General features: G+C 57.1%; 27 protein-coding genes. 17 read left to right on the top strand and 10 right to left on the bottom strand.

Features of this window, described 5'->3' with window-relative positions; translation table 11 throughout:
* Positions 1 to 82 precede the first annotated feature (82 nt).
* Positions 83 to 322 carry an HP1242/YdcH family protein gene (locus tag ACR0JE_RS05785; RefSeq protein ID WP_170531892.1) on the top strand — a complete coding sequence of 80 codons (240 nt, stop codon included), beginning with the start codon at positions 83 to 85 and terminating at the stop codon, positions 320 to 322.
* Between the two features lie 73 nt (positions 323 to 395).
* Here the strand turns inward: ACR0JE_RS05785 and ACR0JE_RS05780 are convergent, their stop codons facing one another.
* Together ACR0JE_RS05780 and ACR0JE_RS05775 are read right to left on the bottom strand one after the other, a co-directional pair.
* Positions 396 to 1796 (bottom strand): helix-turn-helix domain-containing protein, encoded by a 1401-nt coding sequence (locus tag ACR0JE_RS05780; RefSeq protein WP_480547456.1) that lies wholly within the window; start codon positions 1794 to 1796, stop codon positions 396 to 398.
* A 65-nt stretch (positions 1797 to 1861) separates the two neighbouring features.
* The gene (locus tag ACR0JE_RS05775; protein WP_480863469.1) at positions 1862 to 3067 is read right to left on the bottom strand and encodes a multidrug effflux MFS transporter; all 1206 of its coding nucleotides are present in this window, start codon (positions 3065 to 3067) and stop codon (positions 1862 to 1864) included.
* 182 nt (positions 3068 to 3249) lie between these two features.
* On the opposite strand from ACR0JE_RS05775, the gene ACR0JE_RS05770 reads away from it, so the two are divergent.
* The 4 genes from ACR0JE_RS05770 to ACR0JE_RS05755 all read left to right on the top strand — a co-directional run bounded on the left by ACR0JE_RS05770 (position 3250) and on the right by ACR0JE_RS05755 (position 5866).
* Positions 3250 to 4782 (top strand): acyl-CoA carboxylase subunit beta, encoded by a 1533-nt coding sequence (locus ACR0JE_RS05770; protein ID WP_480863468.1) that lies wholly within the window; start codon positions 3250 to 3252, stop codon positions 4780 to 4782.
* Between the two features lie 111 nt (positions 4783 to 4893).
* Positions 4894 to 5379 (top strand): DUF6497 family protein, encoded by a 486-nt coding sequence (locus tag ACR0JE_RS05765; protein WP_480863467.1) that lies wholly within the window; start codon positions 4894 to 4896, stop codon positions 5377 to 5379.
* A gap of 2 nt (positions 5380 to 5381) precedes the next feature.
* Entirely contained in the window at positions 5382 to 5522 is a 141-nt protein-coding gene (locus ACR0JE_RS05760; RefSeq protein WP_480540458.1) for a hypothetical protein, read from the top strand.
* On the top strand, positions 5516 to 5866 hold the full coding sequence (locus ACR0JE_RS05755) for a hypothetical protein (RefSeq protein ID WP_480540460.1): 351 nt from the start codon (positions 5516 to 5518) through the stop codon (positions 5864 to 5866). The genes ACR0JE_RS05760 and ACR0JE_RS05755 overlap by 7 nt, the downstream gene beginning before the upstream one ends.
* Positions 5867 to 5937: 71 nt before the next feature.
* Here ACR0JE_RS05755 and ACR0JE_RS05750 read toward each other — a convergent pair whose 3' ends face one another.
* Positions 5938 to 7095, bottom strand: a complete 1158-nt coding sequence (locus ACR0JE_RS05750) for a DcaP family trimeric outer membrane transporter (protein ID WP_480863466.1) — start codon at positions 7093 to 7095, stop codon at positions 5938 to 5940.
* 650 nt (positions 7096 to 7745) lie between these two features.
* On the opposite strand from ACR0JE_RS05750, the gene ACR0JE_RS05745 reads away from it, so the two are divergent.
* From ACR0JE_RS05745 to ACR0JE_RS05735, 3 genes are all read left to right on the top strand, one after another.
* Entirely contained in the window at positions 7746 to 7949 is a 204-nt protein-coding gene (locus ACR0JE_RS05745) for a hypothetical protein (protein WP_170531909.1), read from the top strand.
* Between the two features lie 116 nt (positions 7950 to 8065).
* The gene (locus tag ACR0JE_RS05740) at positions 8066 to 10111 is read left to right on the top strand and encodes an acetyl-CoA carboxylase biotin carboxylase subunit (RefSeq protein ID WP_480863465.1); all 2046 of its coding nucleotides are present in this window, start codon (positions 8066 to 8068) and stop codon (positions 10109 to 10111) included.
* Positions 10112 to 10143: 32 nt separating this feature from the next.
* Positions 10144 to 10971, top strand: a complete 828-nt coding sequence (locus tag ACR0JE_RS05735; RefSeq protein ID WP_480863464.1) for a hypothetical protein — start codon at positions 10144 to 10146, stop codon at positions 10969 to 10971.
* 151 nt (positions 10972 to 11122) lie between these two features.
* On the opposite strand, the gene ACR0JE_RS05730 is transcribed toward ACR0JE_RS05735, so the two are convergent.
* Positions 11123 to 11575 carry a DUF4174 domain-containing protein gene (locus ACR0JE_RS05730; RefSeq protein WP_480863463.1) on the bottom strand — a complete coding sequence of 151 codons (453 nt, stop codon included), beginning with the start codon at positions 11573 to 11575 and terminating at the stop codon, positions 11123 to 11125.
* Between the two features lie 168 nt (positions 11576 to 11743).
* Between ACR0JE_RS05730 and scpA the strand changes: the two genes are divergently transcribed.
* The 6 genes from scpA to ACR0JE_RS05700 all read left to right on the top strand — a co-directional run bounded on the left by scpA (position 11744) and on the right by ACR0JE_RS05700 (position 17196).
* Positions 11744 to 13870, top strand: a complete 2127-nt coding sequence (scpA, locus tag ACR0JE_RS05725; RefSeq protein ID WP_480863462.1) for a methylmalonyl-CoA mutase — start codon at positions 11744 to 11746, stop codon at positions 13868 to 13870.
* Positions 13871 to 13973: 103 nt separating this feature from the next.
* On the top strand, positions 13974 to 14576 hold the full coding sequence (locus tag ACR0JE_RS05720; RefSeq protein WP_480863461.1) for a VOC family protein: 603 nt from the start codon (positions 13974 to 13976) through the stop codon (positions 14574 to 14576).
* On the top strand, positions 14573 to 15061 hold the full coding sequence (locus tag ACR0JE_RS05715) for an N-acetyltransferase family protein (RefSeq protein ID WP_480863460.1): 489 nt from the start codon (positions 14573 to 14575) through the stop codon (positions 15059 to 15061). Before ACR0JE_RS05720 ends, ACR0JE_RS05715 begins: the two co-directional genes overlap by 4 nt.
* A 45-nt stretch (positions 15062 to 15106) precedes the next feature.
* Positions 15107 to 15787, top strand: a complete 681-nt coding sequence (locus ACR0JE_RS05710) for a TerB family tellurite resistance protein (protein WP_480863459.1) — start codon at positions 15107 to 15109, stop codon at positions 15785 to 15787.
* A 4-nt stretch (positions 15788 to 15791) separates the two neighbouring features.
* Positions 15792 to 16784, top strand: coding sequence for an endonuclease/exonuclease/phosphatase family protein (locus ACR0JE_RS05705; protein WP_480540478.1), 993 nt, complete (start codon positions 15792 to 15794; stop codon positions 16782 to 16784).
* Positions 16785 to 16821: 37 nt separating this feature from the next.
* A complete protein-coding gene (locus ACR0JE_RS05700; protein WP_480863458.1) occupies positions 16822 to 17196 on the top strand; it encodes a hypothetical protein in 375 nt (124 codons plus the stop codon).
* 8 nt (positions 17197 to 17204) lie between these two features.
* Here ACR0JE_RS05700 and ACR0JE_RS05695 read toward each other — a convergent pair whose 3' ends face one another.
* The 4 genes from ACR0JE_RS05695 to ACR0JE_RS05680 all read right to left on the bottom strand — a co-directional run bounded on the left by ACR0JE_RS05695 (position 17205) and on the right by ACR0JE_RS05680 (position 22024).
* On the bottom strand, positions 17205 to 18749 hold the full coding sequence (locus ACR0JE_RS05695; protein WP_480540482.1) for a Ppx/GppA family phosphatase: 1545 nt from the start codon (positions 18747 to 18749) through the stop codon (positions 17205 to 17207).
* 49 nt (positions 18750 to 18798) lie between these two features.
* Entirely contained in the window at positions 18799 to 19488 is a 690-nt protein-coding gene (locus ACR0JE_RS05690) for an HdaA/DnaA family protein (protein ID WP_480540484.1), read from the bottom strand.
* Entirely contained in the window at positions 19489 to 20565 is a 1077-nt protein-coding gene (locus tag ACR0JE_RS05685; RefSeq protein WP_480863457.1) for an AI-2E family transporter, read from the bottom strand. It abuts the gene before it with no gap.
* Positions 20566 to 20659: 94 nt separating this feature from the next.
* Positions 20660 to 22024, bottom strand: coding sequence for an FAD-dependent oxidoreductase (locus tag ACR0JE_RS05680; RefSeq protein WP_480863456.1), 1365 nt, complete (start codon positions 22022 to 22024; stop codon positions 20660 to 20662).
* Positions 22025 to 22192: 168 nt separating this feature from the next.
* On the opposite strand from ACR0JE_RS05680, the gene proS reads away from it, so the two are divergent.
* The gene (gene proS, locus ACR0JE_RS05675) at positions 22193 to 23533 is read left to right on the top strand and encodes a proline--tRNA ligase (RefSeq protein WP_480863455.1); all 1341 of its coding nucleotides are present in this window, start codon (positions 22193 to 22195) and stop codon (positions 23531 to 23533) included.
* A gap of 39 nt (positions 23534 to 23572) precedes the next feature.
* Here the strand turns inward: proS and ACR0JE_RS05670 are convergent, their stop codons facing one another.
* A complete protein-coding gene (locus ACR0JE_RS05670) occupies positions 23573 to 23929 on the bottom strand; it encodes a hypothetical protein (RefSeq protein ID WP_480863454.1) in 357 nt (118 codons plus the stop codon).
* Positions 23930 to 24292: 363 nt separating this feature from the next.
* Between ACR0JE_RS05670 and ACR0JE_RS05665 the strand changes: the two genes are divergently transcribed.
* Both ACR0JE_RS05665 and ACR0JE_RS05660 read left to right on the top strand, forming a co-directional pair.
* Positions 24293 to 25588, top strand: coding sequence for a lipoprotein-releasing ABC transporter permease subunit (locus ACR0JE_RS05665; protein WP_480863453.1), 1296 nt, complete (start codon positions 24293 to 24295; stop codon positions 25586 to 25588).
* Positions 25581 to 26267, top strand: a complete 687-nt coding sequence (locus ACR0JE_RS05660) for an ABC transporter ATP-binding protein (protein WP_480827752.1) — start codon at positions 25581 to 25583, stop codon at positions 26265 to 26267. Before ACR0JE_RS05665 ends, ACR0JE_RS05660 begins: the two co-directional genes overlap by 8 nt.
* On the opposite strand, the gene ACR0JE_RS05655 is transcribed toward ACR0JE_RS05660, so the two are convergent.
* Positions 26251 to 26688, bottom strand: a complete 438-nt coding sequence (locus ACR0JE_RS05655; RefSeq protein WP_170531941.1) for a DMT family transporter — start codon at positions 26686 to 26688, stop codon at positions 26251 to 26253. The genes ACR0JE_RS05660 and ACR0JE_RS05655 overlap by 17 nt on opposite strands.
* Positions 26689 to 26742: the final 54 nt, after the last annotated feature.

Here is a 26742-nt window from a genome sequence, read left to right as displayed (position 1 = left end):
TTCGGTTTGATCCGCGTCAAAGTATCGGCTGTTGTGCGTTGCTAGATAGATCCCACACAATCATGTTATAGGAGCGAACAGCATGTCTCACACCCCGCACGAACTGGCCGAAGAGTTTCCGGACAAGGTCGAACTGATGAGCCAGCTCAAGCAATCGGACGCACATTTTGCGCGTCTGGCCGATGAGTATCACGAGATCAACAGGCAGGTGCACCGGGCCGAGACAAATATCGAACCCGTGGAAGAACTGGCCGAAGGTGAGATGCGCAAGAAACGCGCGGCGCTGAAAGACGAAATTTGGGCAATGTTGACTAAAGCCTGAGGGCTTGGGCGGGGGCTCTGCCCCCGTCGCGGCGGGCTGCGGTTCCCCTAAGGTATATTCAGCCAGGTGAAGATCAGGTCACCTTGTAGGGCAGGGTGCCGCGCGTATGGGTATCGATGCTCAAGCGGCGCTCCAAAGGTGGGACTGAACGCTGATGGCAGGTTTGCCGTTCGCAAATCCGGCAGGAAATGCCGATAGGCTCGTAGGCGCTGGCATTGTTGATGTCGAGATTGTCGGCGTAGACAAGGGCCTGCGCATGGCGCACCTCGCATCCCAGGGCAATGGCATAGCGGCGGACCGGCGCGCCGTAGGAACCGCCTGATTTCGAGATATCGCGCGCCAGGGAGATGTATTTGACCCCGTCCGGTGTTTCCGCAAGCTGCAACAGAAAGTGCCCGGGCGTTTCGAACGCGCGATGCACATTCCATAGCGGGCAGGCGCCGCCAAAGCGGGCGAATTGCAACCGCGTTGCGGAATGGCGTTTGGTGATGGTTCCGGCCTGATCAACGCGGACAAAGAAGAACGGGATGCCCTTGGCCCCAGGCCGTTGCAGCGTTGAGAGGCGGTGCGCGATCTGTTCGATTGATGCGCCGAAACGGGTACTGAGCAATTCCAGATCATGGCGGGTTTCCTGTGCAGCAGCCAAAAAACTGGCATAGGGCATCAGCGACGCACCGGCAAAGTAGTTGGCCAATCCTATCTTGGCGATGGATCGTGCCTCGTCGCTTTGGAACTTGGCAAAGTCCAGCGTGGCTTCGAGCAGTTTATCCTGACTGATCAGAGCGACTTGCAGCAGCAACTGGAAGACCTGTGTTTGTGGCGCGGCGCGGGATGACAGGCGCAAGGTCTTGCTTTCAGAATCATAGGCGCGCAAGGTTTCGATGTCTGAGAACACGACCTGAATTCCGCGTTCGGCCAGGCTGTTCAGTGCGGCCTCTCGGATCCCCCCCGGTGTCTCGGCCCGATTGGCGAACAGTTCAGCGGCGCGGTCGACTGCATCGATGTAGTTGTCGCAATAGTGAAAGAAGTCTCGCACCTCTTCCCATGGGCTGGCTTGCGTGCGTGAATCTTCGCGCCCCAATGCCTCGTCCAACGAGGCGAGGCGTTCATGGGTTTGCCGATAGGTGCGATGAAGTTCGATAAAGGCCCGCGCCAGAGCGGGCGCGTTCGAAGCAGTCAATCGAAGATCGGCCAAAGGTGGAATGGCATCGGCAAAAACCGGATCGGCGAGCGCTTCGCGCATATCAGAGACCAGACGTTCGCTGTCACCTGTGCTGAGCTCGGTGACATCCATTCCGAACTCCTGCGCCAATGCCAGCACGACTGTGGTCGAGATCGGACGGTTGTTGTTCTCCATCTGATTGAGGTATGGGAGTGACACGCCAAGCTTTGCGGCAAATTCTTTTTGCGTGAGGGACAAACGGGTGCGCATCTCGCGCAGTTTGGCGCCTGCGTAGAGTTTTTGGGTGGGCATGGCGTGCCTTTGCAAGTTTACCTGTCTGGGAGGCTAACTTTGCAAACTCTCGAAGGCAAGCGGGCTTACAGTCCCAATTGTCGTTCGCGCCGGATCACCGAATAGATGGAGCAGATTGCCAGAACCGCCGTCGTCAGCATCAACCACAACAACGGCATGGCGCCCGTCTCGACTGTCAACAAAGCTCCGGCAAGCGCGCTGAGCCCTGCGCCGCCACCCAGCATGATAGCACCGCTTAGGCCCGCTGCGGTTGCTGCCAGATGCGGGCGAACAGAGAGGGCGCCGGACGTCGCGTTGGGTATGGTCATCCCGTTGCCGAGGCCTACAAACGTCATGAAACTAAAAAAGCTAAGCGCGCTGCCGGCGCCGATCAGGAACAGAACGGCTGAAATTACCACACCAGCGGCGTTTAGAATGCTGCCCCAAAGAACCATTCGGTTGACGCCAAAGCGCACAGAGTAGCGCCCGCTTAGGAAATTCCCGAGAAAGTACCCGACCGCAGGCGCACCAAAATAAAACCCAACTTCGGCCGCGCTGAGCCCGAATAGTTCGGTTCCAATGAATGGTGCGCCGCCCAGATAGGCGAAGAATGCGCCAGACGAGAAGGCAGACGAAAGTGAATAGCCCCAAAAGCGTGGGGATTTCAGAAGCTCGGGATATTCCCTGAACTGTTGGATCAGGGTTTTGCCGCTTTTGGCAGAGGTTTCGCCAAAGTCCCAGTAGGTTAAGGCCAGGATCAGTGCGCCCAACGCGAATGGTAGCCAGAAATTGGCTTTCCAGCCAAAGCTTTCTTCAAGGATACCACCGATCGCGGGGCCAATCATCGGAACCACTGCCATGCCCATGGTGACATAGCCAATCATGGACGCCGCCTGATCTTGATCATACATGTCCCGCACTGCCGCGCGGCTAAGAACCATCCCGACAACGATCACCGCCTGGCACATTCGAAAGAACAGAAAAACCTCGGCAGTGGGGGCGTAGATGCATCCGAGCGTCGCCAGCAAAAACAACGAAAGTCCCCACAGCAGCACCGGCCTGCGCCCGGCTTTGTCCGCGATGGGACCGATCAGGATTTGCAGCACCGCATTGACCAGCAGATATAGCGCAATCGACAATTGCATGACCTTATAGTCAGTCGCAAAATACAGCGCCATGTTCGGTAGGCTGGGCAAGAACAAATTCATGCTCAGCGCCGCTAGGCCTGACAGTAATACAAGTGTGCCGATTGTAGGTGGCGTGCGGCGAACCGCAGTCGATCTGAACTGCATTGTTCACATGTATAGTGGCGGTTTTTGGGAATGCCAGATCAGTATCGGGCGAACTGGATATATTAGCAATTTTACAATTTATCAGTATGTGGTTTTCAAATATTTGCAAATTTGCTGGAAAGAACTTTAGCCAAGGCTACTCAGCGGGTAGTGTTCGCCAAATTTAACAGGGGATATGCGCCATGAAAGACATCCTTTCCGAGCTTGAAAACCGTCGTGACGCGGCGCGTTTGGGCGGTGGGCAAAAGCGAATTGATGCCCAACACGGTCGCGGCAAGTTGACTGCGCGCGAGCGGATCGAACTGTTGCTGGACGAAGGCAGTTTCGAAGAGTTTGACATGTTTGTCAGCCACCGCTGCACCGATTTCGGCATGGAAAAACAGCAGCCTGCAGGGGATGGTGTGGTAACCGGATGGGGCACGATCAATGGACGGATGGTCTATGTGTTCAGCCAGGATTTCACGGTCTTTGGCGGCTCGCTTTCGGAAACGCATGCTCAAAAGATCTGCAAGGTCATGGATATGGCGGTTCAGAACGGAGCGCCCATCATTGGCATCAACGACTCGGGTGGTGCGCGTATTCAGGAAGGTGTGGCGTCACTTGCGGGCTATGCCGAGGTGTTTCAGCGCAACATCACGGCCTCGGGCGTGGTGCCGCAGATCAGCGTGATCATGGGGCCCTGTGCGGGCGGCGCGGTGTACAGCCCGGCAATGACGGACTTTATCTTCATGGTCAAGGACTCGTCTTACATGTTCGTGACCGGCCCCGACGTGGTCAAAACCGTTACAAACGAAGTGGTCACGGCTGAAGAGCTTGGTGGCGCATCAACCCACACCAAAAAGTCATCCGTCGCGGATGGCGCGTTTGAAAACGATGTTGAAGCACTGGCCGAGGTGCGCCGTCTTGTCGATTTCCTGCCGCTGAATAACCGCGAAAAACCTCCGGTCCGTCCGTTCTTTGATGATCCGGATCGCGTGGAGAGATCCTTGGATACTCTGGTGCCAGACAATCCGAATACGCCTTATGATATGAAGGAACTGATCACGAAGATCGCGGACGAAGGCGATTTCTACGAAATTCAGGAAGATTTCGCCAAGAACATCATCACCGGTTTTATCCGGCTCGAAGGGCAGACTGTTGGCGTTGTTGCGAACCAGCCGATGGTCCTGGCGGGGTGTCTGGATATCGATAGCTCGCGCAAAGCGGCGCGGTTCGTTCGCTTCTGTGACTGTTTCGAGATCCCGATTCTAACACTGGTTGACGTGCCGGGCTTCCTGCCGGGAACGCAGCAGGAATACAGCGGCGTGATCAAGCACGGTGCCAAACTGCTTTATGCCTATGGCGAAGCAACCGTGCCGAAGGTCACAGTTATTACCCGCAAGGCTTATGGCGGCGCCTATGTGGTTATGGCGTCCAAGCATCTGCGTGGCGATTTCAACTATGCCTGGCCCACGGCCGAGATCGCGGTGATGGGTGCAAAAGGTGCGACCGAGATCATCCACCGGGCCGACCTGAAAGATGCCGAGAAAACCGCGCAGCACGTGGCTGACTACGAGGATCGCTTTGCGAATCCATTTGTGGCGGCTGAACGTGGCTTTGTGGACGAAGTGATCATGCCCCATTCAACCCGCCGCCGTGTTTCGCGTGCTTTCGCCAGCTTGCGGGGCAAGCAGCTGAAGAACCCATGGAAAAAACACGACAATATCCCGTTGTAAGGCCCTCAGGGCGGAAAAACCGCCCTGCGCCTTGGGTCACGTTGAATATGAGGATGGTTTAGAAACTGCCGCCAAATACGGCAGGTTTGACAAAAACTGCTAAATAGTTGAATGATCCGCCCCAGCAATCATAGAACTGCGCAGGCCACAAGCACTGCGCGCGCGACCCCGGAAGGAGGAGCTTGCCATTGGCGGGTCCGGGGCCGCGCCATAGTTTTGCTGTCCAGTTTGTTTGCAACTCCGGCTTTCCCACAATCGGAAACCCCGCTGCCCGTGCCGTCTGGCCAGCCTGTTCACCTGAACAATGTTCTGTTGGACAATAATCCGGGTGAGCTTTGGGTTCGGTTTCGGTTCATTGCCCCAAAGATCGGCGCAACCGTGGGTCGGATCGGCTATGACGTCGCCACGAAGGATATGGCGCATTTGTGCCAGACTTTGGCGATTGCCTATGTCGCTCAGCACGAATTGGACCCGGCACTTGTGATTATATCGCTGGCGGACCGGCCTATCGAATTCGGCGACAGCGCGCCGGATGCCACACAGTTCTTTGAAGCCTACCGGTTGGAACCGTCCGGGTGTATCTGGGAGGGGCTTTGACCATGATCATCGAACTTCATGTGCTCAAAGCGTCTCAGATCAATGATGCGGCTTTGGAGGTGCGCACTATGACCTCATCCCGAAACGGGTGTGATTTTCCCGGTATCAAACACGACGTCATGCCAGAGGTGTCGATATGCTGAAACATCGCGGATTTCCCGGGCGTCTGGCTGGCACCGATTTTCAGTTCACCATTCGCCGCGCCAACCCTAAGGGCGTAACCCCGATCACCCGTCGCGAACGGTTTCGGGATCGCAAACCAGCCGACCGCAGGGCCGATGCAGGCTTTATGGAAGCGCTATGGCAGGCGTTCGGTGATCAGCCGTTTGAACGCGGCAATTTGGATGCGGGCCGGCTGAGTTGGCTGTTCGGGCGCGAAGTCATTCCGGCAGAAGATCCATTCGATCCGGAAAGCTATGATGCGTTGCTGGTAATTGATCTGGACGCCGCGCGTGCGTCGTTCCCTGATTTGTTCGGCACGGGTTGATCATGTTGAACCTGACACAGCCCATAGCAAAAGAGACCCCGCCCGATGTCGGGCAGGGTCGAATGGGCGCGTCAGAAGTTCAACTGGGCGGCGACCTGTATCCGATTGCCATCGAAGTCTTGCCCCGAGTTCACATCATTCCGCTCGCCATAGATGTATTCGGCGCTAAGGGTCAGGTTGTCGGTCGCCTTGTAGAAGGCGTTGACATGGATGGTCTCCAACTCGGTGAACGCCAGTGTTCCGGTCGATGTGGCCAGATCATAGTCCTCGCGTCCGTAAGCGATGCCAACGTTCCATTTGTCACTCAAGTCCTGCCGGAACTCGACCGTGTAGCCATCGACATCGTTGGCATCACCCCCGACAATCGCATCGCCCAGGCCAATCAGGTATGGGCCAAGGGCCTGACCGTGGACATAGTTGACCTGAAACAGGCCACCCGCCCAGGGGCGGATCGAGCCCGACAGAGTAACGCCCCACTGATCGACCTCTGTCGCACCGTCGCTTGTTTGAGCGTTGCCATAGAGCGCCGAAGCACACGCAATATATGTGCCATTGTTATACTCGGCCGCAGCGGTAAGAACCGGGTCGTCCGAGTTCGACCCACTGACATTTTCTTCGATCGAGGTGCTGAACACGGTATTCGAACCCAGATTGGCCGTGTAGCGGACCTGCGGGACCCGGGCGAATGCAATACCGACCGGACCATTGAATTCAACCGAGGTCGGATAAGTGTCCAACGGCTGGAAATTGGTCCAGTACTGACCGATCAGCCATCTGTCACCAATGGTGATATTGGCATGACGCAACCGCAGCTCTGCCGTGTCGTTCGAGGCGAACAGATCCAGCTCCAACTGTCCGCCGATCTCACCGATGCCGCTTGGGGTGCTTGTGCGCAATCCGATCCGCGATTGGCGGATCGTCGCGCCAAAGGTTCCATCAGTTGCTGCCGATGGCTCGCCGATGACGTTCACAAAAGCGGTATCCCCCTGATCAAATTCGAAATCGTAGAAGAAATCGGCTTTGACGTAGCCATAAACGTCGAGGGTGGTATTCCCGATTCTGAAATCACCATTCGCAGGGCCCGCGCGGCCGGCCTCAAGCGCTTCGACTCTGGCGCGCAGCGCATCCAGTTCGGCCTGTGTCTGGGCGTCCTCAGCCACAGCATTCGTACCGGTCAAACAGAGTGCAGAGGCCGCAAGCAGGGTCGCCTTTTTACCTATCGTAGTCATGTGGGTGTTTCCTTGTGTGCGAGTAAGCACTTGCACCGTTCCACGCGCTTTGCGGCTTCGGAAATCACGAGATCGGGACGGAAAAGCCTAGATTTCTCAAGGGAATGTGCGTTTTCTGGCGCGCTGGGTCACGATGGGGTGAAACGTTCTGCCAAGCGTATGAATGTGAACATGTTTCCACCCAGGCCGATTTCTTCAATATGTTATGCTGCGTCTGCGAAAAGGCTGGCTCGGAAGCTGAAATGTAACAAAACTGTGACGCCGGGCCTCGGGCGCAGGCCTGAATCGCCGCAAAAGGCGATCGGCGCAATTTTGCGCGGAAACTTGCCGCATGGGCAGATTCCAGCCGGAATCTTCTCAGGAAACAATACTTTGTTTGCCGCATGGATTGTGGCGTGCAACCTGAGCGGGCCGTGCGGCTCTACTTTGCCTGCGCCGCACATGCACCTACTATTCCGTACCCCTTCCTTCCGCGGGCAGGCTTGTGTTCTCCACAATGTCCTGTCCGCGTTTTTCTTTGAGCATCCCGCAGCTATCAAGCGGCATAAATCTGCGCAAAATGTGGATTCGCTGTGTTTGATATTGAATAACAGAGCGCAAACCCCGCATCTGATCTCAAAGATATCAAATCGAGCAAGAGGGCAGACTAAATGCAAATCTCACGTATTATTCTGGTTGCAGCAACTTGCGCGGGCCTGTCGGCCTGCGGTGACACGACCGGCGAACAGGCTTTGCTGGGTGGCGGAGCCGGCGCAGTCGGGGCAGCGGTCCTCAGCGCGGACCCACTGTTTGGGGCAGCCGTTGGTGCCGCGGGTAACGTCCTTTACTGCAAAACCCAGAACAACTGTAACTAACGCAAATTCCTTGGGGCGTGTGTCGCCCCATCCGTCATCGCGTATCACGCCGTTGCAGGGATCCCTCCCTGCGGCGGCGTTTTGCGTTTCTAGCACACCAAACCAAAGGACATCGCATGTTCAATAAGATCCTGATCGCCAACCGAGGCGAAATTGCCTGCCGGGTCATCAAGACCGCCCGCAAGATGGGTATCGGCACCGTTGCCATTTATTCGGACGCGGACAGGAATGCGCTGCATGTCTCGATGGCGGATGAGGCGGTGCATATCGGTCCGCCGCCAGCGAACCAGTCCTACATCGTGATCGACAAGGTCATGGACGCCATCCGCCAAAGCGGCGCGCAAGCGGTTCATCCCGGCTATGGCTTCTTGTCTGAAAACGCGAAGTTTGCCGAGGCGCTTGAAGCCGAGGGCGTCGCCTTTGTCGGCCCGCCGAAAGGCGCGATTGAGGCGATGGGGGACAAGATCACTTCGAAAAAGATCGCTCAGGAGGCGGGCGTTTCGACGGTTCCGGGATACATGGGCTTGATCGAAGACGCGGAAGAAGCGGTCAAGATTTCAAACGAGATCGGCTATCCCGTGATGATTAAGGCCAGCGCTGGTGGCGGCGGCAAGGGTATGCGGATCGCATGGAACGATGAAGAGGCACGCGAGGGTTTCCAATCGTCCAAGAACGAGGCTGCGAACTCGTTTGGCGATGACCGGATTTTTATCGAGAAGTTCGTGACACAACCGCGCCATATTGAAATTCAAGTTCTGTGCGACAGCCATGGCAACGGTATCTATCTGGGAGAGCGTGAATGTTCGATCCAGCGCCGGAACCAGAAAGTGGTGGAGGAAGCGCCGTCGCCCTTCCTGGATGAAGCGACGCGCAAGGCAATGGGGGAGCAGGCTGTGGCCCTAGCCAAGGCCGTCGGCTATTCCAGCGCGGGTACGGTTGAGTTTATCGTCGACGGTCAGAAGAACTTCTACTTCCTCGAAATGAACACCCGCCTGCAGGTGGAACACCCGGTGACCGAGTTGATCACCGGCGTCGATCTTGTTGAACAGATGATCCGCGTGGCCAATGGTGAGCCCTTGTCGATTACGCAGGACGACGTGACGCTGACCGGATGGGCCATTGAAAACCGTCTGTATGCGGAAGACCCATATCGCAACTTCCTGCCCTCAATCGGGCGTCTGACCCGCTATCGCCCGCCGCAGGAAATTGCCGCTGGCCCGATGCTGATCAACGGAAAATGGCAGGGCGATGCGCCGGAAGGTGAGGCCGCTGTGCGCAACGACACCGGTGTCTATGAAGGCGGCGAGATCAGTATGTATTACGATCCGATGATCGCCAAGCTGTGTACCTGGGCCCCGACCCGCGAGGCCGCAATTGAAGCCATGCGCGTGGCGCTGGACAGTTTCGAGGTCGAGGGCATCGGCCACAACCTGCCGTTCCTGTCGGCAGTGATGGATCACCCCAAATTCGTCAGCGGTGATATGACGACCGCCTTCATCGCCGAAGAATATCCGGATGGGTTCGAAGGTGTCACCTTGCCCGAAGGCGATCTGCGCCGGATTGCAGCCTCTTGCGCTGCGATGCACCGCGTCGCCGAGATCAGGCGCACGCGCGTGTCGGGCCGGATGGACAATCACGAACGCAAGGTTGGCAAGCGCTGGGTTGTGGCTGTGGAGGGGCATGAGCTTCCGGTTCAGGTCAATGCCGACAAAGAAGGCGCGACTGTGAAATTCGAGGATGGATCAAGCCTCCGCGTTTCCTCGGATTGGACACCGGGTGATCAACTGGCCGCACTGGATGTTGATGGCAGTCCGCTTGTTCTGAAGGTGGGCAAGGTTTCAGGCGGGTTCCGGGTGCGCAACCGTGGCGCGGACCTGAAAGTTCTGGTGCGCCGTCCGCGTCAGGCCGAACTGGCCAAGCTGATGCCCGAGAAACTGCCACCCGATACCTCTAAAATGCTGCTCTGCCCGATGCCGGGGCTGGTCGTGAAAGTCGATGTGGAAGTCGGGCAGGAGGTTCAAGAAGGTCAGGCATTGTGCACGATTGAGGCGATGAAGATGGAAAACATCCTGCGCGCCGAGAAGAAAGGCACCGTTTCCAAGATCAACGCGGGTGCCGGTGACAGTTTGGGTGTGGATGATGTGATCATGGAATTCGAGTGATGTTCAGCGGGCATCGCGAAATAGACTTTTGCGTGCTCGCTTTTCTGACCTCTGCAATGCTTGGCGGTGTGGTTTTGGCCTATCTGAGACATGAAATCGGAGATTTGACCCTGATCCTGATCGGGTCTGCTTTGGTGCTCGGGTTTTACAGCTGGGCCATTCCGCCGCTTCTGCGCCGCAGTTTCCTTCGGATTCTTGTGGTTTTGCCCCCGTTTCTTCTGCTGGGTGTGATTGGAGGAATAGTCGTCTGGGAATACGTACCGGACGCCGCAAGGGACAAGGTTTACCCGGCTTTGGTGACGGGTTCGGTTATCGTTCTGGGGTGGTTCGTCACATTTCTATTCTCATCCTATGCCGAAGCGCAGAAATTCCATCTTCAGCGTAGGGATACGCTGATTGCTTTGCGAAATGAGATTTTTGCGTTGGTGGATAAACTTGACAACCAGCCTATCGCGGCCCATGCGGAAAAGGTCCAGAAACGGATTCTGAGTGGTGACGGCACGGATGCGAACGGTAATCTGATCGAGTATTTTCCGTTTTCAACCATGGAAAGCGAACCCATCGTGTTCGAGGCGATTTCGTCGTCTATCCCAGCGTTGGGCGAAGATGCTGTTGAAGGCGTAATTCGTTTCTACGCCGAATACACCGATTTGCGCCGGATGATTGAAGATTCCCGAAATGAACAGACTCGCAGCCTATCCCGTGAACGCCGAGTGGCGTTTCATGAACAATTGACGAAACGCAGAATTAGCACGCTGCGCTGGGGTTTGCGCGCGTTGGTTGCAATAAATATTGAGATGGGGCACGAAAATCCCGAGGGAATCAATCGCTCTGGCGAGAATGAGGATGTAAACCCTTGACCCTATTGTGTAAAATAGGGGCTAGCAGCCGATCAGATATCGCCGCTGATCGGCTTTTCCGGAGATTTTTCTGGTTGGTCACTGCTATAAAGCATGATCTTTTCCTCACCTTCTATGCCATCAACATAATATCTATTGGTGAATATTTCAATTACGGTTTCGCCGCATCACGTCGCTCGCGGATTTCGCGTTCACGTAGCGGGGTTTTGTCGATGGATCGGCCAATCTCGCGAACGCTCCACGGGCTGGGTTTGCGCAGTTTCACCACACCATCCTTATCAACGAATACCATCTGGAACCCGCGCGGGCGTAGCTTTGACCGGATCGGAGATCGCGCTGACGGGTCAGTATCTGTCAGCACAATCACATCCCGATCCCGCATCGCGTCCTCGCCATCCAGCAACATGTCGATCTGTTGCTGGAACCGGGGGTCAGCGGGCGTGTCCGCAAAGACGACGATGGGCCGGTTGACCCACAGAAATTCGCTGAGATCGCTGTCGCCGACCGGGCGAACGAACTCCTCATCGGCGGGTGCCGATCCGTCGGCCGCCAAAGCCGCCAGCGGGAATAGCGCCGAAAAAACAAAGGCAAGCGTTCGTGTCATGGGGCCTCCTGCTGGAATGAATATAGCCCCTGTCCGCGTGAATGCGACCGGTGATTTGTACAAGGGGTTCAAATTCTTTTGTTTTACAGCTCGCAAATCGACCCCTTCAGAGGCAACAGCGCGCAGGCCAAGGCCGGGCGCGTCCCGAATCGAGAAAAGGATATTGCCATGACCGATAAGAAAGACTGGCAGGCGCTGGCCGAAAAAGAACTGCGTGGTCGCTCGCTGGATGACCTGACCAAAGAGACGCTGGAAGGCATCGACGTCAAACCGCTCTATACGCAAGAAGACACCGCCAACCTGCCGCATATGGGCTCGCTACCCGGTTTTGGCCCGTTCACGCGCGGCGTGAAGGCGACCATGTATGCGGGGCGGCCGTGGACGATCCGCCAGTATGCCGGGTTTTCCACGGCTGAGGAATCGAACGCTTTCTATCGCCGCAATCTGGCCGCCGGTCAGCAGGGGGTTTCTGTGGCTTTCGATCTGGCGACGCACCGGGGTTATGACAGTGACCATCCGCGTGTCGTGGGCGATGTGGGCAAGGCTGGTGTCGCCATCGACTCGGTCGAGGATATGAAGATCCTGTTTGACGGCATTCCGCTCGACAAGGTCTCGGTCTCGATGACGATGAACGGGGCGGTGATCCCGATCCTGGCCAGCTTTATTGTTGCTGGCGAAGAGCAGGGGCATGACAAATCCGTTTTGTCCGGCACCATTCAGAATGACATTCTGAAGGAATTCATGGTGCGGAACACCTATATCTACCCGCCTGAGCCGTCGATGAAGATCATCTCGGACATCATCGAATATACCTCAAACGAGATGCCCAAGTTCAACTCTATCTCGATCTCGGGCTATCACATGCAAGAGGCGGGGGCGAACCTGGTACAGGAACTGGCCTATACGCTGGCGGATGGGCGTGAATATGTCCGGGCCGCGACCGAGGCCGGAATGGATGTGGATAAGTTCGCGGGGCGTTTGTCCTTCTTCTTTGCCATCGGCATGAACTTCTTCATGGAGATCGCCAAGTTGCGTGCGGCCCGTACATTGTGGCACCGGGTGATGACCGATTTCGGCGCGAAGTCTGAGCGCTCCAAGATGCTGCGGACCCATTGCCAGACTTCGGGCGTGTCGCTGCAGGAACAGGACCCGTATAACAATGTGATCCGCACCGCCTACGAGGCGATGAGCGCGGTTCTAGGCGGCACCCAGTCCCTGCATACCAATGCCTTGGATGAGGCGATTGCGCTACCCACCGATTTTTCTGCGCGCATTGCCCGGAACACCCAGCTGGTGCTGCAGGAGGAAACCGGAGTGACCGACGTGGTCGATCCTCTGGCGGGTTCCTATTATATCGAAAGCCTGACCAACGAGCTGGTCGAAAAGGCCTGGGCTCTGATGGAAGAGGTCGAAGAGATGGGCGGCATGACCAAGGCTGTGGCCTCTGGCATGCCTAAGCTGCGGATCGAGGAAAGCGCGGCACGTCGTCAGGCGATGATCGATCGGGGCGATGAGGTGATCGTTGGGGTCAACAAATACCGCAAGGAACAGGAAGACCCGATCGACATTCTGGATGTCGACAACGTCGCCGTACGCGAAGCACAGGTCGCCCGTCTGGAACGCATCCGCGCCACTCGAGACGAGGCCGCCTGCCAAGCGGCGCTGGGCGCCCTGACCAACACCGCCAAAGAAGGCGGCAACCTGCTGGCCGCCGCCGTCGAGGCCGCCCGCGCCCGCGCATCCGTAGGAGAGATCAGCATGGCAATGGAAAAGGAATTCGGCCGTCACCGCGCCGAGGTTAAGACATTGGCCGGGGTCTATGGCGCAGCCTATGAAGGCGACGAAGGCTTTGCTGCGATCCAGAAATCCATCGAGGAATTCGCCGAGGCCGAAGGCCGTCGCCCTCGGTTGCTGGTGGTCAAGATGGGGCAGGATGGACATGATCGTGGTGCCAAAGTGATCGCGACGGCTTTTGCCGACATCGGGTTTGATGTGGACGTTGGCCCATTGTTCCAGACACCGGCCGAAGCCGCGCAAGATGCGGTGGACAATGACGTCCACGTGGTTGGAATTTCCTCGCAGGCAGCGGGTCACAAGACGCTTGCCCCTCAATTGGTCGAGGAACTCAAGAAAGCTGGGGCCGAGGACATCATCGTGATTTGCGGCGGGGTGATTCCGCAACAGGACTATCAGTTCCTCTATGATCACGGCGTCAAGGCGATCTTTGGGCCCGGAACAAATATACCTGAGGCTGCGCAGGATATCCTGCGTCTGATAAAAGAAGCGCGCAGCTAGTTTCAAGCACAGGATTTTCGACGAAAAATCTTGTGCGCGGTAACGCTTGGGTGAAACATGCGACCAGATCTATGGATCTGGTCGTTTTCTTAGGGAGGTGCGGATGCTACTCGATCACTTGGCCGTTGCGGGCGAAACGCTGGAGGTGGCATCGGCCCATATCGAACAGGCGTTGGGTATCTCGCTTCAACCCGGCGGAAAGCACGAAAAATTTGGCACTTATAATCGTCTTCTGGGCCTAAGGGATGGTCTGTATCTGGAAGCGATTGCTATTGATCCTGACGCAGCTGTACCTCAGCGAACCCGTTGGTTTGATCTGGATCGGTTTTCAGGAGAACCACGTCTGACCAATTGGATCTGTAGCGTTCCAGATATTGAAGCCGCACTTGCAACGTTTCCTGATGGCACTGGCACACCAATTGATCTAACCCGGGGGGCTTTGACTTGGCGGATGGCAGTGCCGCCCAACGGACGCTTGCCCTTCGACAATCTGTTTCCCGCGTTGATCCAATGGCAGGGCGATTTGCACCCTGCGCAGATGTTGCAAGACAGCGGGTGCAGTTTGCGGCGGCTGATCGTCTATCACCCGGAGGCATTGGAACTGGCCCAGCATTTGGGAGAATTTGATCTGGTTGTGTTCGACACCGGTCCGGCCTCGATGCGGGCAGAGTTCGAAACGCCAAATGGGGTGCGCGTGTTGGAATGACGGTTCGGCAAGCCCGCCCGGATGATGCTGCTCAGATCGCAGCGATCACGAACGCCATCATCCGCGATACGTTGGTGACGTTCACCACGGAAGAACGCAGCACCGAAGCGATTGCCAAAGATATTCGCTCGCGTGGCTCGTCTTTTCTGGTTGCGGAAGATCAGGGTCAGGTGCTGGGTTTTGCAACATACGGGGTGTTTCGCAACGGACCGGGATACGCCAACACGCGGGAACACTCGATCCAGTTGGCGGAAGGGGCGCGTGGCAAGCGGTTCGGTCGGGCCTTGATGACCGAACTGGAAGCTGTGGCACGCGCAGACGGGGTTCATGTTCTTGTGGCTGGCATATCCTCTGCCAACCCACCGGCTATCGCGTTTCATGAGGCGGTCGGGTTCCAAAGGGTCGGCCTTATGCCGGAAGTTGGGTTCAAATGGGGCCAATGGCTCGATCTTGTGCTGATGCAGAAAATTCTTCGTGCAGAGTGACCTGTTCCACCTGACAGTCCCGAATTGGGACGCTAGGGTACGCCCATGTCGATCTGGACCCGCATATCCGACGCGCTGAGCGCCCTTGCCCAAGGCGAAAGCCTGACCGCGGTTTTTGAGAAGCTGCGTTCGCCACCAGAACGCTCGGTGGCCTTCACCATTGCCGTAATCGCGTTGGGGGCCAAAATGGCCAAGGCTGACGGACAGGTGACGCGCGATGAGGTAACGGCCTTTCGGGATGTGTTCCAGATCGCGCGTGCCGATGAAGAAGGCGCGGCGCGGGTCTTCAATATGGCGCGGACGGATGTTGCAGGCTATCAGGACTATGCGCGCAAGATCGCGCGCATGTTTTCCGAAGACAGCACCGCGCTTTGCGACCTGATGGAGGGCTTGTTCCACATCGCCATGGCCGATGGGTTCTATCACCCCAACGAGAATGAATTCCTTGAGGACGTCAGTCGCATCTTCGGACAGACAGATGCGCAATTCCTGGCCTTGCGCGCGCGCTTCGTGCCGGATGCGCCCAATGATCCTTATGTGGTTCTGGGCGTTTCGCGCAACATGCCGGTGTCTGAGATTCGCAAAGTGTGGCGTCAACTGGTGCGCGATACCCATCCCGACGCAATGATGGCACGCGGCGTCCCGGAAGAGGCAATCCGCCTTGCCGAAAAGAAGATGATCGACATCAACCAAGCCTGGGATGACATCAACGGCGCGCGGGCCTGAGTGGATGCGTTTGGCGACCTACAACATCGAATGGTTCGCCAACTTGTTTGATAAAAACGATGCGCTGATCATGGATGACAGCTGGTCGGGCCGTCATGAGGTGACAAAGGCCCAGCAGGTTGAGGCGATTGCCAAGGTTCTGACCGCGCTGGATGCGGACGCCATCCTGATCGTCGAAGCGCCCAATACCGGTAAGCGCCAGAACACAGTGCGGGCATTGCAAGGCTTTGCCGAGGCATTTGATCTGCGAACGCAGCGCGCGGTTATGGGTTTTGCCAACGACACGCATCAGGAACTCGCCCTGCTCTATGATCCCGAAGTGTTAACGGCCCAACATGCGCCGCGCGACGATGCGAATGCGCCGCGGTTCGATCGTTCCTTTCAGATCGATTTGGATGTGGATGCGACTGAAGATGTGGTGCGCTTCTCGAAACCCCCGCTGGAGTTGCTGGTTCAGTCAAACTCCGGTTTTGAGTTCCGCATGATCGGCGCTCATCTCAAATCCAAAGCCCCGCATGGTGCAGAATCCCGCGATGAGGCGATCCGGATTTCAATCGCCAACCGGCGCAAGCAACTTGCGCAGGCAATCTGGCTGTCACGGCGGGTGGCCGACCATGTCGAGGCACAAGAACCTGTTGTGCTTCTGGGCGATCTCAATGATGGTCCGGGTTTGGATGAGTTCGAGCATCTGTTCGGGCATTCATCGGTTGAAATCTTGCTGCAGGCCGGATTGTTTGACCCCCATGCCGTTACGGCGCATGGACCCCGACCGGGGTCTGTCCCTTCCACGGCCCGGTTCGCCCGCCCAAAAGAGGGCAAGTTTCTTGAGGCTTTGCTGGACTATGTCATGATCAGCGAAGACCTGCGTAATCGCCAACCCGCCTGGCGCATCTGGCACCCGTTTCGAGATGCGACCTGCTGGACATCTGTTGAACTACGCGAGGCGCTGCTGACAGCCTCGGATCACTTCCCGGTCACGCTGGATATCGAGTTGTGATCTTCCCTGAGACCCTTTGAGGGCCTATATTCCCAATATGAAACGCCTTCTGATCATCGCGGCCTTGTCTGCCAACCTCAGCACTCCTGCCTTTGCGCAGGAAGATGACAGCAAATCCCTGATGGAGCAGGGGGCCGAACTGTTCTTTGAAGGACTGCGTCGAGAGATGGAGCCCGCGCTGGATGAGCTTTTGGGTATGGCAGACGCGCTTGGCCCGGCAATGCAATCTTTCCTTCAGGAAATGGGCCCTGCATTGGCCGAACTTGCAGCCGAGATTAAGGATTGGAGTGCTTATGAAGCACCCGAAATCCTTCCAAATGGCGATATCATCATTCGCAAAAAACCTGTGCCTGATGATGAGGTCGCCCCCAAGCCTGAAGATCAGGCACCAGATAAAGGCACCGATATCTGATCGGCGGCCTAACCTTTGATGATCACGCGCACTTCGGATTTCAGGGCGTTTGACAGCGAGTTTAGGCGCGCCTCGGCCACCTCGTTGAACAAGGGCTCAGCCGCTTTGGGCAGGAACAGTTCAAGCTGGCGCTTCTTAGGATAGAATCTAAGTCTGCCGATGTTGGCTTCGTTGTGCATCCAAAGCATCGCACCGAACCGCATTGCCTTGCCCAGGATCTCGGCCTGTTTCTGCCCAGTCTCATCCAGCAACTCGTACAATGGTGCAAATCGATTGCCCTCACGTTTGTTGCGATAGCGGTGTTGCAGTGCCAGCCCGATAAAGACGCGTTCGGAGTGCTTCAGGCCACCCAGATTAGCGCGGGTGACGTAGTCGAAACAGGCCTCGGCCCGATAATCGGGATGCGCGCGCCAACTCACGTCATGCAGCAGGCAGGCGGCCTTGACTAACCTAACCCGCGCGGGCGGCGCTGATTTGAACAATGGCATCACAAAACTGTAAAGGTTCCGCCCAAAACCAGGCAGGCGGGCATCTTTGGATTCGGAAAACCGGCTGGCCTCGATCAAAGGGTCTCGATCCCGGATCTCTTGCGACATTTGCTCGTACAACAAACCTTCGCGGATGCCGTAGCTTGAGATCGCGATGTCCTTGGGTTTGAAGGTGCGAATCAATCGCCCCAGAACATCCATCGCATAGGGGATCAACGCCATTCGAGAGTTGGACACACCTGCTTGGCTGCGCAGTTTGTCGTGATCATTGGCTTCGATGAACTTGATCGTGTCACGCACCTGCGTGGTGGTCATGCGGTACTCATGCAGAACATTCAGAGGGTAGCCACGGCGCAACATATCGATCCGAGCGAATGCGCGCCAGCTACCGCCGACAAGAAACAAGCGGTCCCGCTGCTGACCAAGCTGAGCGCGCAACTCCTCCATCGTGTCCTTGATATGCGCTTTTCGCGCGCGCCGCCCACCTTTGATGTCACGCAGTTTCAGCGGCCCAAGGGCTGAGGTCACCCGTCGCCCAACCTGACCATCCCCGATTTCGGCCAGTTCCATTGACGATCCGCCGATATCGCAGATCAGGCCATAAGCACCGGGCCAGCCCAGTAGTACGCCCTGTGCGGACAGGCGCGCCTCTTCCTGACCGTCGATCACAGCGACATGCAGCCCGGTTTGGGCCTGAACCTCGGCACAGAAATCCGGCCCGTCTTTGGCTTCGCGCACGGCGGCGGTTGCAACCACATGCAGGCCCGGCAGGTCCAAGTCTTGCGCCAGTTGCTGGAACCGCCTCAACGCGGCCAGAGCCCTTTCGCGCCCGCGCGGGTTCAGCTTTCCGGTTTCAGACAACCCGGCGCCAAGCTCGCACATTACCTTTTCATTGTAGAAATAAGCCGGCGATCGGGCCGCGCCGTCAAAAATCACCATCCGGACCGAGTTCGAGCCCACATCGACAACGCCCACCCGCGACAGCGCACGCGCGCCAGGGTCATCGAACAGAGGTTTGCCGAATGGGCCCCAGTCCGGGATGTCGGTTTCGACTGTCTGATCCATGTATCTTCCAGATATTCCGGGGTTAGAATGCGAAATCACCGATAGTGGGTCAATCACTTGCATTCATCTGATCCGCTTTTTCGTTTATAATCCGCACGGCCAAGGCCCGCGTGATCTCGCGTTTTTCAGCAAGGGCCAGTTGATCCAATTGTTGGACAACGTCTGCGGCTGTCTCAAAGCGGCGATCCATATGTTTCACCAGATAGGCAATAACCTCGGGGCCGGGGTTAAGCTGACGGTCAAGGAAGAGTTTGGCCAGAACAGCCCCCAGCAACGCGTCATCGGGTGGATCAAGGGCAACGTGATGCGCGCCCTCAACCCGGCTTTGCAGGTCGGCGAGTGGGAGCTGCCAAAGCTTGGGCGCAAGCCGTCCGGTCATCAGCAGGGCATGCCCCTCGGCCAGAACCAGATTGTGCAGATGAAACAGCACCTTTTGCTGTTCGATATCATCGACGATGGCTGGAACATCCTCAACCGCGATGGACGAACGGGCCAGTTCCGGCACTGCGTCATAATCCAGCTCGGTTGCCTGAACGATGCGTCCCCCAGTTTCGGCTGCCCAGACATGCGCAAGATGGGTTTTGCCAGACCCAGCTGGGCCGCTCAGCACCAGTTTGTTTCCGGGCCATGAGGTTGCGGATATCATAGCCACGGCTAGTGCATTGGCCGGAGAGACAAAGAAATCATCACGCTCCAGCGCGGTTTTGGCCGGCAGATCAAAGCTCAGTTGTCGGGCCATTTAGTCGTCTTCCCGACCCTGTTGCCCTTCGAGGCCGGTATATAGCCTGCTGTCGAGGTAGAGCGATGTGCCAAACCGGGCCACTACACCAAGGGCGGCGGCGACTGGGACGGCAATCAACATCCCGACAAAGCCAAAGAGCGCACCAAATACAGACAGCGCCAACAGCAGCCAGACCGGGTGCAACCCAACCGAACTGCCAACTAGTTTCGGGGTCAAAAAGTTGCCTTCGGTTACCTGACCCAGGGCAAAGATGCCCGCGATCAGGCCGATATGCGCCCAGTCGCCCCAGAACTGGAACAGGGCCAGCCCGATGGCCAGTGTGCCACCGATCAGTGCGCCTAGATAAGGAATAAAGGTCACCAGCCCGGCGATGAAGCCCACGACCAGACCAAATTGCAGACCCGCAATCATTAAGGCGACCGCGTAATAGGTACCTAGGATCAGGCAGACCGTACCCATACCGCGTACGAACGAGGCCAGTACAGCGTCAATCTCACCCGCCAGGCGCTTGATCGTCGGGGCATGGTCGCGGGGCAGCAGTTCTCCGATCCGGGCGATCATGCGGTCCCAGTCCAGCAGCAGGTAAACGGCAACCACCGGGACAATGACCAACAGGACCACGATATTGATGGCTGATCCAAGAGAGGACAGCACCGTTTCCAGCACATCACCGGTCTTGGACTTCAGGGTTTCCCCGAATGAGACCAGCATCTGATGAGTACTGGACTCCTGGTCGAGCAAGGACGGGAACTGTTTCTCAACAAAGCCGCGCAACTCTTTGAAGAGGCTTGGCAGAATATCGATCAAATCCAGCAGCTGCGTAATAAGAGCGGGAACAACCATCAAGATTGCCAGGATGAACCCAAGTACACCAACGACTGTGATGATGCCTGTGGCTGCCACCCGCGACAGGCCCAGCTTCTCTAGCCGGTCGGCGATGGGATCAAGGAAGTATGCGATCGCACCGCCTATCACAAAAGGCAGAAGAACATCGCCCAATGCCCAAAGGACCAATACGAAAACCGCTGCGGCGACGCCCCAGTATCTGAGTTGATCCTTAACCGGCAAAGCCATGATTGTCCTCGTGTTCTGGCCGACGAGGACGTTCTTGGCCTAAGGGGCTGATCGATGCAAGGACTTCATGGGTCAGAGTTCGCCGAGGAGCCGGTCAGAAGACCCGAACTCCTTGTCTATCAAGCTCTTTATGAACCGGTGACAGGTCCAGCGCATCCAGCTCTCGATTGCTTTTGAGCGCATGTGCAGCGGCTATTCCGGCCCCTTGGCCCATAACGGCGCAGCAGGCCATATTGCGGGTGGCTGCATGAGCGACCCTGTCGGCCCCATGAGATCGACCGGCGACCAGCAGGCCCTTGATCCCTTTGGGCAGCATCGAGCGATAGGGGATTTGCATGTACCGCCCCGTCGTGGGCAGGATCAGAATACCGTAGCCGTCGATGAACTCGGGATAAATCCCAAGGGAATCTTCGAATCTGCCTTGTTGGCGCGCATCATCTTCGGTCATGTTGTAGACCGCGTCGATCTTGCGGGTGTCCCGAATGCCAATGGTCATCCCGAAATTTCGCAACCGTGCATTTTCACACCCCGGCATGAAGCGGCGTAGCGCTTCGATGGCCAGCATCGACTGGCGGCGGCCTTCGATCTCACCCTGCGTCAGGCTGTCTGGGTCGGTGCCGTCGACCTCGGCCAGATGGATCAGGTTCATATAGGTTAGCTCACCCGTGTCATGCATCGCGCCCCAGGTGCCCGCAATGGTATTCAGGTGCGGCGGGATCAGCCCCTGATCGATGGCCTGCTGAAAGGGTTTGTGCACGAAGGGCGAGAACATGTCGTCCTCTTTCCCGCTGGTCTCGATATTCCATTCGCCACCGCCGCCCCAATCCTTGTAGGTCTGCGGATCGGCCTTCACGCCCTCCATAAAGGCGCGTTTGTCGACGCCCGCCAGATGGAACATGACCGAGGCCGCCATCATATCTTCGCGCGGGGTCTTGTGCGTCGGCGCACCCGCGCGATGAGCAACATCCGCGTCGCCCGTGGCATCAATCACCACGTTGGCCAGGATCGCTTCGCGTCCGGCTTTCGATTCAGTGATAATCCCGGTGATCCGGTCGCCATCCATGATCGGGGCGACGAACTGACGGTGCAGCATTGGATGCACGCCCGCCTCTTCGACCAGCTTATCAGCCACCAGTTTGAAGCCTTCGCTGTCCAGCTCATAGCTGAGGGACTGGCTTTCAGGCACTGCCGCGCCCATCTCTTTGGCGCGGGTTTCGAATTCCGTACCGATACCGCCGGCTTCGACCGTTTGTTCGTGGCGATACCAGGCGAATCCCTCAACCCCTACGGCGGTGATATTGCCGCCCATGCAGCCGAACCGGTCAACCAGCGACACTTCGGCCCCTGCGCGTGCTGCCGCCAGCGCCGCAGCCAGCCCGGCAGGGCCGGAGCCCACGACCAACACATCGGTTTGGTGAACCACTGGAATCTGACGGGTGGGTTCCTGAATCGTCTGCATCGGCGCCTCTTGGTGTTTACGATTCCGTTACATTTGGAAAAACTTAATTGGCCGGTCAATCAGAAAACAAACTGAGGCTAAGTTCTAATTTCACCAATGTATGATTGCTCCCGGCGGGGCTTTGGCATAATCACCTTTTTGTTGAAATATCACCCAAAAGGTTAAGTCATGCGCCTCAGCCGTTACTTTCTGCCCGTTCTCAAGGAAAACCCTGCTGAGGCTCAGATCGTCAGCCACCGGCTGATGCTGCGCGCCGGGATGATCAAGCAAGCTGCTGCCGGGATTTATTCGTGGTTGCCGTTGGGCTTCAAAGTGTTGCGCAAGCTGGAAAATATTGTGCATGAGGAGCAGGCGCGGGCAGGGCATATCGCCATTCAGATGCCCATCCTGCAATCGGCGGACCTGTGGCGCGAATCCGGGCGGTATGACGATTACGGTCAGGAAATGCTGCGCATGCAGGACCGCCATGGCCGCGATATGCTCTATACCCCGACGGCTGAAGAATTGGTGACAGACATCTTCCGCGGCCATGTCAGCAGTTACAAAGACCTGCCGCTGACGTTGTATCAAATCCAGTGGAAGTTCCGCGACGAAATTCGCCCACGCTTTGGCGTGATGCGAGGGCGTGAGTTCTATATGAAGGATGGTTACAATTTCGACCTGACCAAAGAAGACGCGCTGCACGCTTACAACCGGCATCTGGTTAGCTATCTGCGCACATACGAACGCATGGGTTTGCAGGCCATCCCAATGCGCGCCGATTCCGGCCCTATTGGTGGCGACGATACACATGAGTTTCTGGTTCTGGCTGACACAGGCGAATCCGAGGTCTTTTATGACAGCGCCGTCACCGACCTGACCTTCGGCGACCGAGACATTGACTATGATGACCGTGCGCAATGTCAGGCGATTTTGGAGGAGTTCACCTCGAAATACGCGCGCACCGACGAAACCCATGATGAGGCGCTGTTCAATCAGATCCCTGAAGAGCGCCGCCGCGTGGCGCGCGGGATCGAAGTAGGGCAGATCTTCTATTTCGGTACAAAGTACTCGGAAGCCATGGGCGCGACCGTTCAAGGCCCGGATGGCAAGCCGGTTCCGGTTCATATGGGCAGCCACGGTATCGGTGTCAGCCGTCTAATTGGTGCAATCATCGAAGCCAGCCATGACGATAAAGGCATTATCTGGCCCGAGGGCGTGACCCCGTTCCATTGCGGTATCGTAAACCTGAAGCAGGGTGACGACGAAGCGGATGCGGCATGCGAGAAGCTCTATGGTGCTCTGACCGCTTTGGGGCTTGAGCCGCTCTATGATGACCGTAACGAGCGGGCAGGGGGCAAGTTCGCCACTATGGACCTGATCGGCCTGCCGTGGCGCATCACGGTCGGACCGCGTGGTCTGAAAAACGGCGTGGTTGAATTGACCTGCCGTCGCACAGGCGAAAACGAAGAGTTAAGCCCCGAAGCAGCCGTGACCAAGGTCGCGGAAATCTATCAGGGTATCGCCTGACCCGGGCGATACGCGTAGGCCAAGGACAGCGCGGCGTTCTTACTGCGCCGACACTGGGCGGGCGACCAACAGCTCTCCGTCGGCCTGATTGCCACGTGCGACGACGATCGGGCGGCCCAGCCGGTTGACCAGTTCCTTCAGCTCAAAGCCCAGGAACCGTATCCCGCAAACGCGCTGACCGGTTGCGCGGTCAGTGATGCAAAGGCGACCCTTGAGGAAGGCGAGGCGATAGCCCTTATCCCTCAACCGATCTGCCAAACTGTTCCAACTGACAGCTTTTGCAAAAATGGGACGGATCGCAGCCCGCAGTAATGCGGCTGTTTCACAATCCAGTTCTGTTGCTGTTGTACGAACCAAAATACGGTCCGCCCCTTCTGGTGTATTTTGAATATTCATTGAGCGACCCCCGCTCTGAAATGTGTTCCCCCAAATCAGGGTGACAAAGTTTCTAAAAATAAGCAAAAAGCGAAATAATATTGCTTAATATATGTGGCATTTTGAGTTCAGTCACTCACGCAATGCCCATATTGACTTCATAGCTGAAACAATATGGCGATGTCTGTGAAGGGCGTCACAACCGACAGGGTAGTTGTTGAATCCAACAACACTTTTTATCTGAGCGCCCAAAGCAGATGCCGGTGTTGATTCGCTCATTTGAGACGATCGCTTTGCACGCGGTCGGTGAAGCGTTCACAAGGCGCTTGACCATTGTGGCAAATGCCGAGAGGGTCGCCGCCAAACAACAAGACCGGAGCAGGCATGGCCAAGACACCCCCGCCTTTTGCCCCTTTTGAATGGAAGATCGCCTGGCGATACCTGCGGGCCCGCCGGGCCGAGGGGGGCGTCAGCGTTATGACTTGGATCTCACTGATCGGGATCACTCTGGCCGTGTTCGCCTTGATCGCGACACTCGCGGTGCGTTCTGGGTTCCGGGCCGAATTCGTCGGCACGATCCTTGGGGCGAATGCACATGTCACTGTCTATTCCTCGGGTGAGATTGATGCACAGGGGCGCGTGATACGCACGATGGAGGATTACGAAGAACGCGCGGCGCGGATCGCACAGGTTCCGGGTGTGGAACGGGCGGCACCTTTGGTCAAAGGTCAGGTTCTGATCACAAATCGCGACCGCAGCAGCGGGGTTGAGGTGTTTGGCATCCGGCCCAACGACCTGATGGACCTGCCGGGCATCGCACAGGCCGAACAATCGGCAGGGGATTTGTCTCTGTTTCAGACGGGTGAGGATGTGATCGCCATCGGATCGGGCGTGGCGCGTACCATTGGGGCCACTGTGGGGGATACGGTTAAGCTGACCTCGCCCAACGGTGTCAGAACCGCCTTTGGAACCTCGCCACGCGTGAATGCCTATCGCGTGGTTTATGTGTTTTCCGCGGGACGATACGACATCGACCGCACGCGCGTTTACATGCCGTTTTCGCAAGCCCAGAGCTTTTTCAACCGCGAGGGCGTGGCGGATGAGATCGAGGTGATGGTCACGCAACCCGAAGCGATGAACCCGATCCTGATCCCAATCCTCGAAGCCTCAGGTGAGCGTAGCCAGATCTGGACATGGCAGGATGCCTCGGGTGGGTTTCTGCGTGCGCTCGAGGTTGAGGACAACGTGATGTTCATCATCCTGTCGATCCTCGTGCTGATTGCTGCGATGAACATTGTCTCGGGCCTTATCATGTTGGTGAAGAACAAGGGGCGCGACATTGGTATTCTGCGTACAATTGGCCTGAGCGAAGGATCGGTCCTGCGGGTGTTTTTCATCTGCGGTGCGTTCACAGGCATCATCGGAACCGCGATGGGCGTGATCTTGGGCTGCCTGTTCGCCATCTACATTGATCCCATCTTTTCCTTCGTGAACTATGTGATGGGTGGTGGTGTCTGGGACCCGTCCATTCGTGGCATCTATGCCCTACCAGCCGAGTTGCATCTAAGCGATGTGCTCAAGGCCGTGGCCCTTTCACTGGGTTTGTCTTTTGTTGTCACATATTTCCCCGCCCGCCGCGCGGCGCGGCTGAACCCGGTTGAGGCGCTGCGTTATGAGTGATGTGACATTGCGATTGAAGGGCCTGACCAAGACCTATCTGAAAGGTACTCCGGGCGAAGTGCAGGTGTTGCGCGGCGTTGATCTATCTCTGACTGCGGGTGAGGCGGTGGCGATGGTTGCGCCCTCCGGTGCAGGCAAATCCACCTTGCTGCACATCGCGGGCCTTCTGGATATGCCGGATGAGGGGCAGGTTGAAATTGGCAGGCAGGATGTCAGTGGAAAGGGCGACCGAACCAGAACCGCCTTGCGTCGGCAGGACATCGGATTTGTCTACCAATTCCACCATTTGCTGCCGGAATTTACCGCCTTGGAAAACATTACCCTGCCGCAACTGGCCAATGGGATCGCTGAGAAAGCAGCGAAAGACCGAGCGATGTCATTACTGGACCGTGTCGGCGTGGCCGCCCGAGCCAGCCATCGCCCGGCGGCTTTGTCGGGTGGCGAACAACAGCGTGTGGCGTTTTGCCGGGCGCTGGCGAACTTACCCAAAGTATTGCTGGCTGATGAGCCAACCGGGAACCTTGATCCGGAAACATCTGATCAGGTGTTTGATGCGTTGATGACGCTTGTCCGGGATGAGGGCCTCTCGGCTCTGATTGCAACCCACAACATGGACCTTGCGGCGCGGATGGATCGGATGGTGCGGCTGGAAGGCGGTATTCTCAAGCCAGTTGAGTGATCGCAACGCCCAGAGCCATCACCGCGATCCCGCCCGCACGTATCCACGTCAGCGGCGTGACTTGGGCCCCAAACAGCCCGAAATGATCAATTGCGGCGGTGCTGACCAATTGACCCAGAAGCACGAAGAATACTGCATTTCCAACACCGAAATGCGGGGCGACATGTGTGATCGTCAAGACGTAGAACGCGATCAGAACACCCGCGAGCAGCAGGTGTTTGGGGGCCTGTGCAACCTTTGTGATTGCCTCGAACCCAGGAAACACAACCATCACAAGGGCCGATGATCCAAAGGCGATGGCGAACAAGATCACTGCAGCTGTCGTGGGTGAATCGATCAGTTTACCCAGGGCTGCATTAAGCGCTGCGAGGATAGGTACTCCGATTCCAGCGGCCAGCATGATGGCTGCGTATTGCGTCATGAACCTTACCCTCTTGCTTCGTTGATCTGGATCATTGCGCCAAGCGGCGCATCG

The sequence above is a fragment of the Ruegeria sp. H3 genome (genome assembly GCF_056533095.1).
Note: the sequence above shows the minus strand (reverse complement) of the source record. Positions and strands in the feature narration are given on the sequence as shown.

What these genes read in the sequence shown, in the direction of transcription:
- ACR0JE_RS05785 (WP_170531892.1), top strand. Translation starts at nt 83, where the DNA reads ATGTCTCACACCCCGCACGAACTGGCCGAAGAGTTTCCGGACAAGGTC.
- ACR0JE_RS05780 (WP_480547456.1), bottom strand. Translation starts at nt 1,796, where the DNA reads ATGCCCACCCAAAAACTCTACGCAGGCGCCAAACTGCGCGAGATGCGC.
- ACR0JE_RS05775 (WP_480863469.1), bottom strand. Translation starts at nt 3,067, where the DNA reads ATGCAGTTCAGATCGACTGCGGTTCGCCGCACGCCACCTACAATCGGC.
- ACR0JE_RS05770 (WP_480863468.1), top strand. Translation starts at nt 3,250, where the DNA reads ATGAAAGACATCCTTTCCGAGCTTGAAAACCGTCGTGACGCGGCGCGT.
- ACR0JE_RS05765 (WP_480863467.1), top strand. Translation starts at nt 4,894, where the DNA reads ATGATCCGCCCCAGCAATCATAGAACTGCGCAGGCCACAAGCACTGCG.
- ACR0JE_RS05760 (WP_480540458.1), top strand. Translation starts at nt 5,382, where the DNA reads ATGATCATCGAACTTCATGTGCTCAAAGCGTCTCAGATCAATGATGCG.
- ACR0JE_RS05755 (WP_480540460.1), top strand. Translation starts at nt 5,516, where the DNA reads ATGCTGAAACATCGCGGATTTCCCGGGCGTCTGGCTGGCACCGATTTT.
- ACR0JE_RS05750 (WP_480863466.1), bottom strand. Translation starts at nt 7,095, where the DNA reads ATGACTACGATAGGTAAAAAGGCGACCCTGCTTGCGGCCTCTGCACTC.
- ACR0JE_RS05745 (WP_170531909.1), top strand. Translation starts at nt 7,746, where the DNA reads ATGCAAATCTCACGTATTATTCTGGTTGCAGCAACTTGCGCGGGCCTG.
- ACR0JE_RS05740 (WP_480863465.1), top strand. Translation starts at nt 8,066, where the DNA reads ATGTTCAATAAGATCCTGATCGCCAACCGAGGCGAAATTGCCTGCCGG.
- ACR0JE_RS05730 (WP_480863463.1), bottom strand. Translation starts at nt 11,575, where the DNA reads ATGACACGAACGCTTGCCTTTGTTTTTTCGGCGCTATTCCCGCTGGCG.
- scpA (WP_480863462.1), top strand. Translation starts at nt 11,744, where the DNA reads ATGACCGATAAGAAAGACTGGCAGGCGCTGGCCGAAAAAGAACTGCGT.
- ACR0JE_RS05720 (WP_480863461.1), top strand. Translation starts at nt 13,974, where the DNA reads ATGCTACTCGATCACTTGGCCGTTGCGGGCGAAACGCTGGAGGTGGCA.
- ACR0JE_RS05715 (WP_480863460.1), top strand. Translation starts at nt 14,573, where the DNA reads ATGACGGTTCGGCAAGCCCGCCCGGATGATGCTGCTCAGATCGCAGCG.
- ACR0JE_RS05710 (WP_480863459.1), top strand. Translation starts at nt 15,107, where the DNA reads ATGTCGATCTGGACCCGCATATCCGACGCGCTGAGCGCCCTTGCCCAA.
- ACR0JE_RS05705 (WP_480540478.1), top strand. Translation starts at nt 15,792, where the DNA reads ATGCGTTTGGCGACCTACAACATCGAATGGTTCGCCAACTTGTTTGAT.
- ACR0JE_RS05700 (WP_480863458.1), top strand. Translation starts at nt 16,822, where the DNA reads ATGAAACGCCTTCTGATCATCGCGGCCTTGTCTGCCAACCTCAGCACT.
- ACR0JE_RS05695 (WP_480540482.1), bottom strand. Translation starts at nt 18,749, where the DNA reads ATGGATCAGACAGTCGAAACCGACATCCCGGACTGGGGCCCATTCGGC.
- ACR0JE_RS05690 (WP_480540484.1), bottom strand. Translation starts at nt 19,488, where the DNA reads ATGGCCCGACAACTGAGCTTTGATCTGCCGGCCAAAACCGCGCTGGAG.
- ACR0JE_RS05685 (WP_480863457.1), bottom strand. Translation starts at nt 20,565, where the DNA reads ATGGCTTTGCCGGTTAAGGATCAACTCAGATACTGGGGCGTCGCCGCA.
- ACR0JE_RS05680 (WP_480863456.1), bottom strand. Translation starts at nt 22,024, where the DNA reads ATGCAGACGATTCAGGAACCCACCCGTCAGATTCCAGTGGTTCACCAA.
- proS (WP_480863455.1), top strand. Translation starts at nt 22,193, where the DNA reads ATGCGCCTCAGCCGTTACTTTCTGCCCGTTCTCAAGGAAAACCCTGCT.
- ACR0JE_RS05670 (WP_480863454.1), bottom strand. Translation starts at nt 23,929, where the DNA reads ATGAATATTCAAAATACACCAGAAGGGGCGGACCGTATTTTGGTTCGT.
- ACR0JE_RS05665 (WP_480863453.1), top strand. Translation starts at nt 24,293, where the DNA reads ATGGCCAAGACACCCCCGCCTTTTGCCCCTTTTGAATGGAAGATCGCC.
- ACR0JE_RS05660 (WP_480827752.1), top strand. Translation starts at nt 25,581, where the DNA reads ATGAGTGATGTGACATTGCGATTGAAGGGCCTGACCAAGACCTATCTG.
- ACR0JE_RS05655 (WP_170531941.1), bottom strand. Translation starts at nt 26,688, where the DNA reads ATGACGCAATACGCAGCCATCATGCTGGCCGCTGGAATCGGAGTACCT.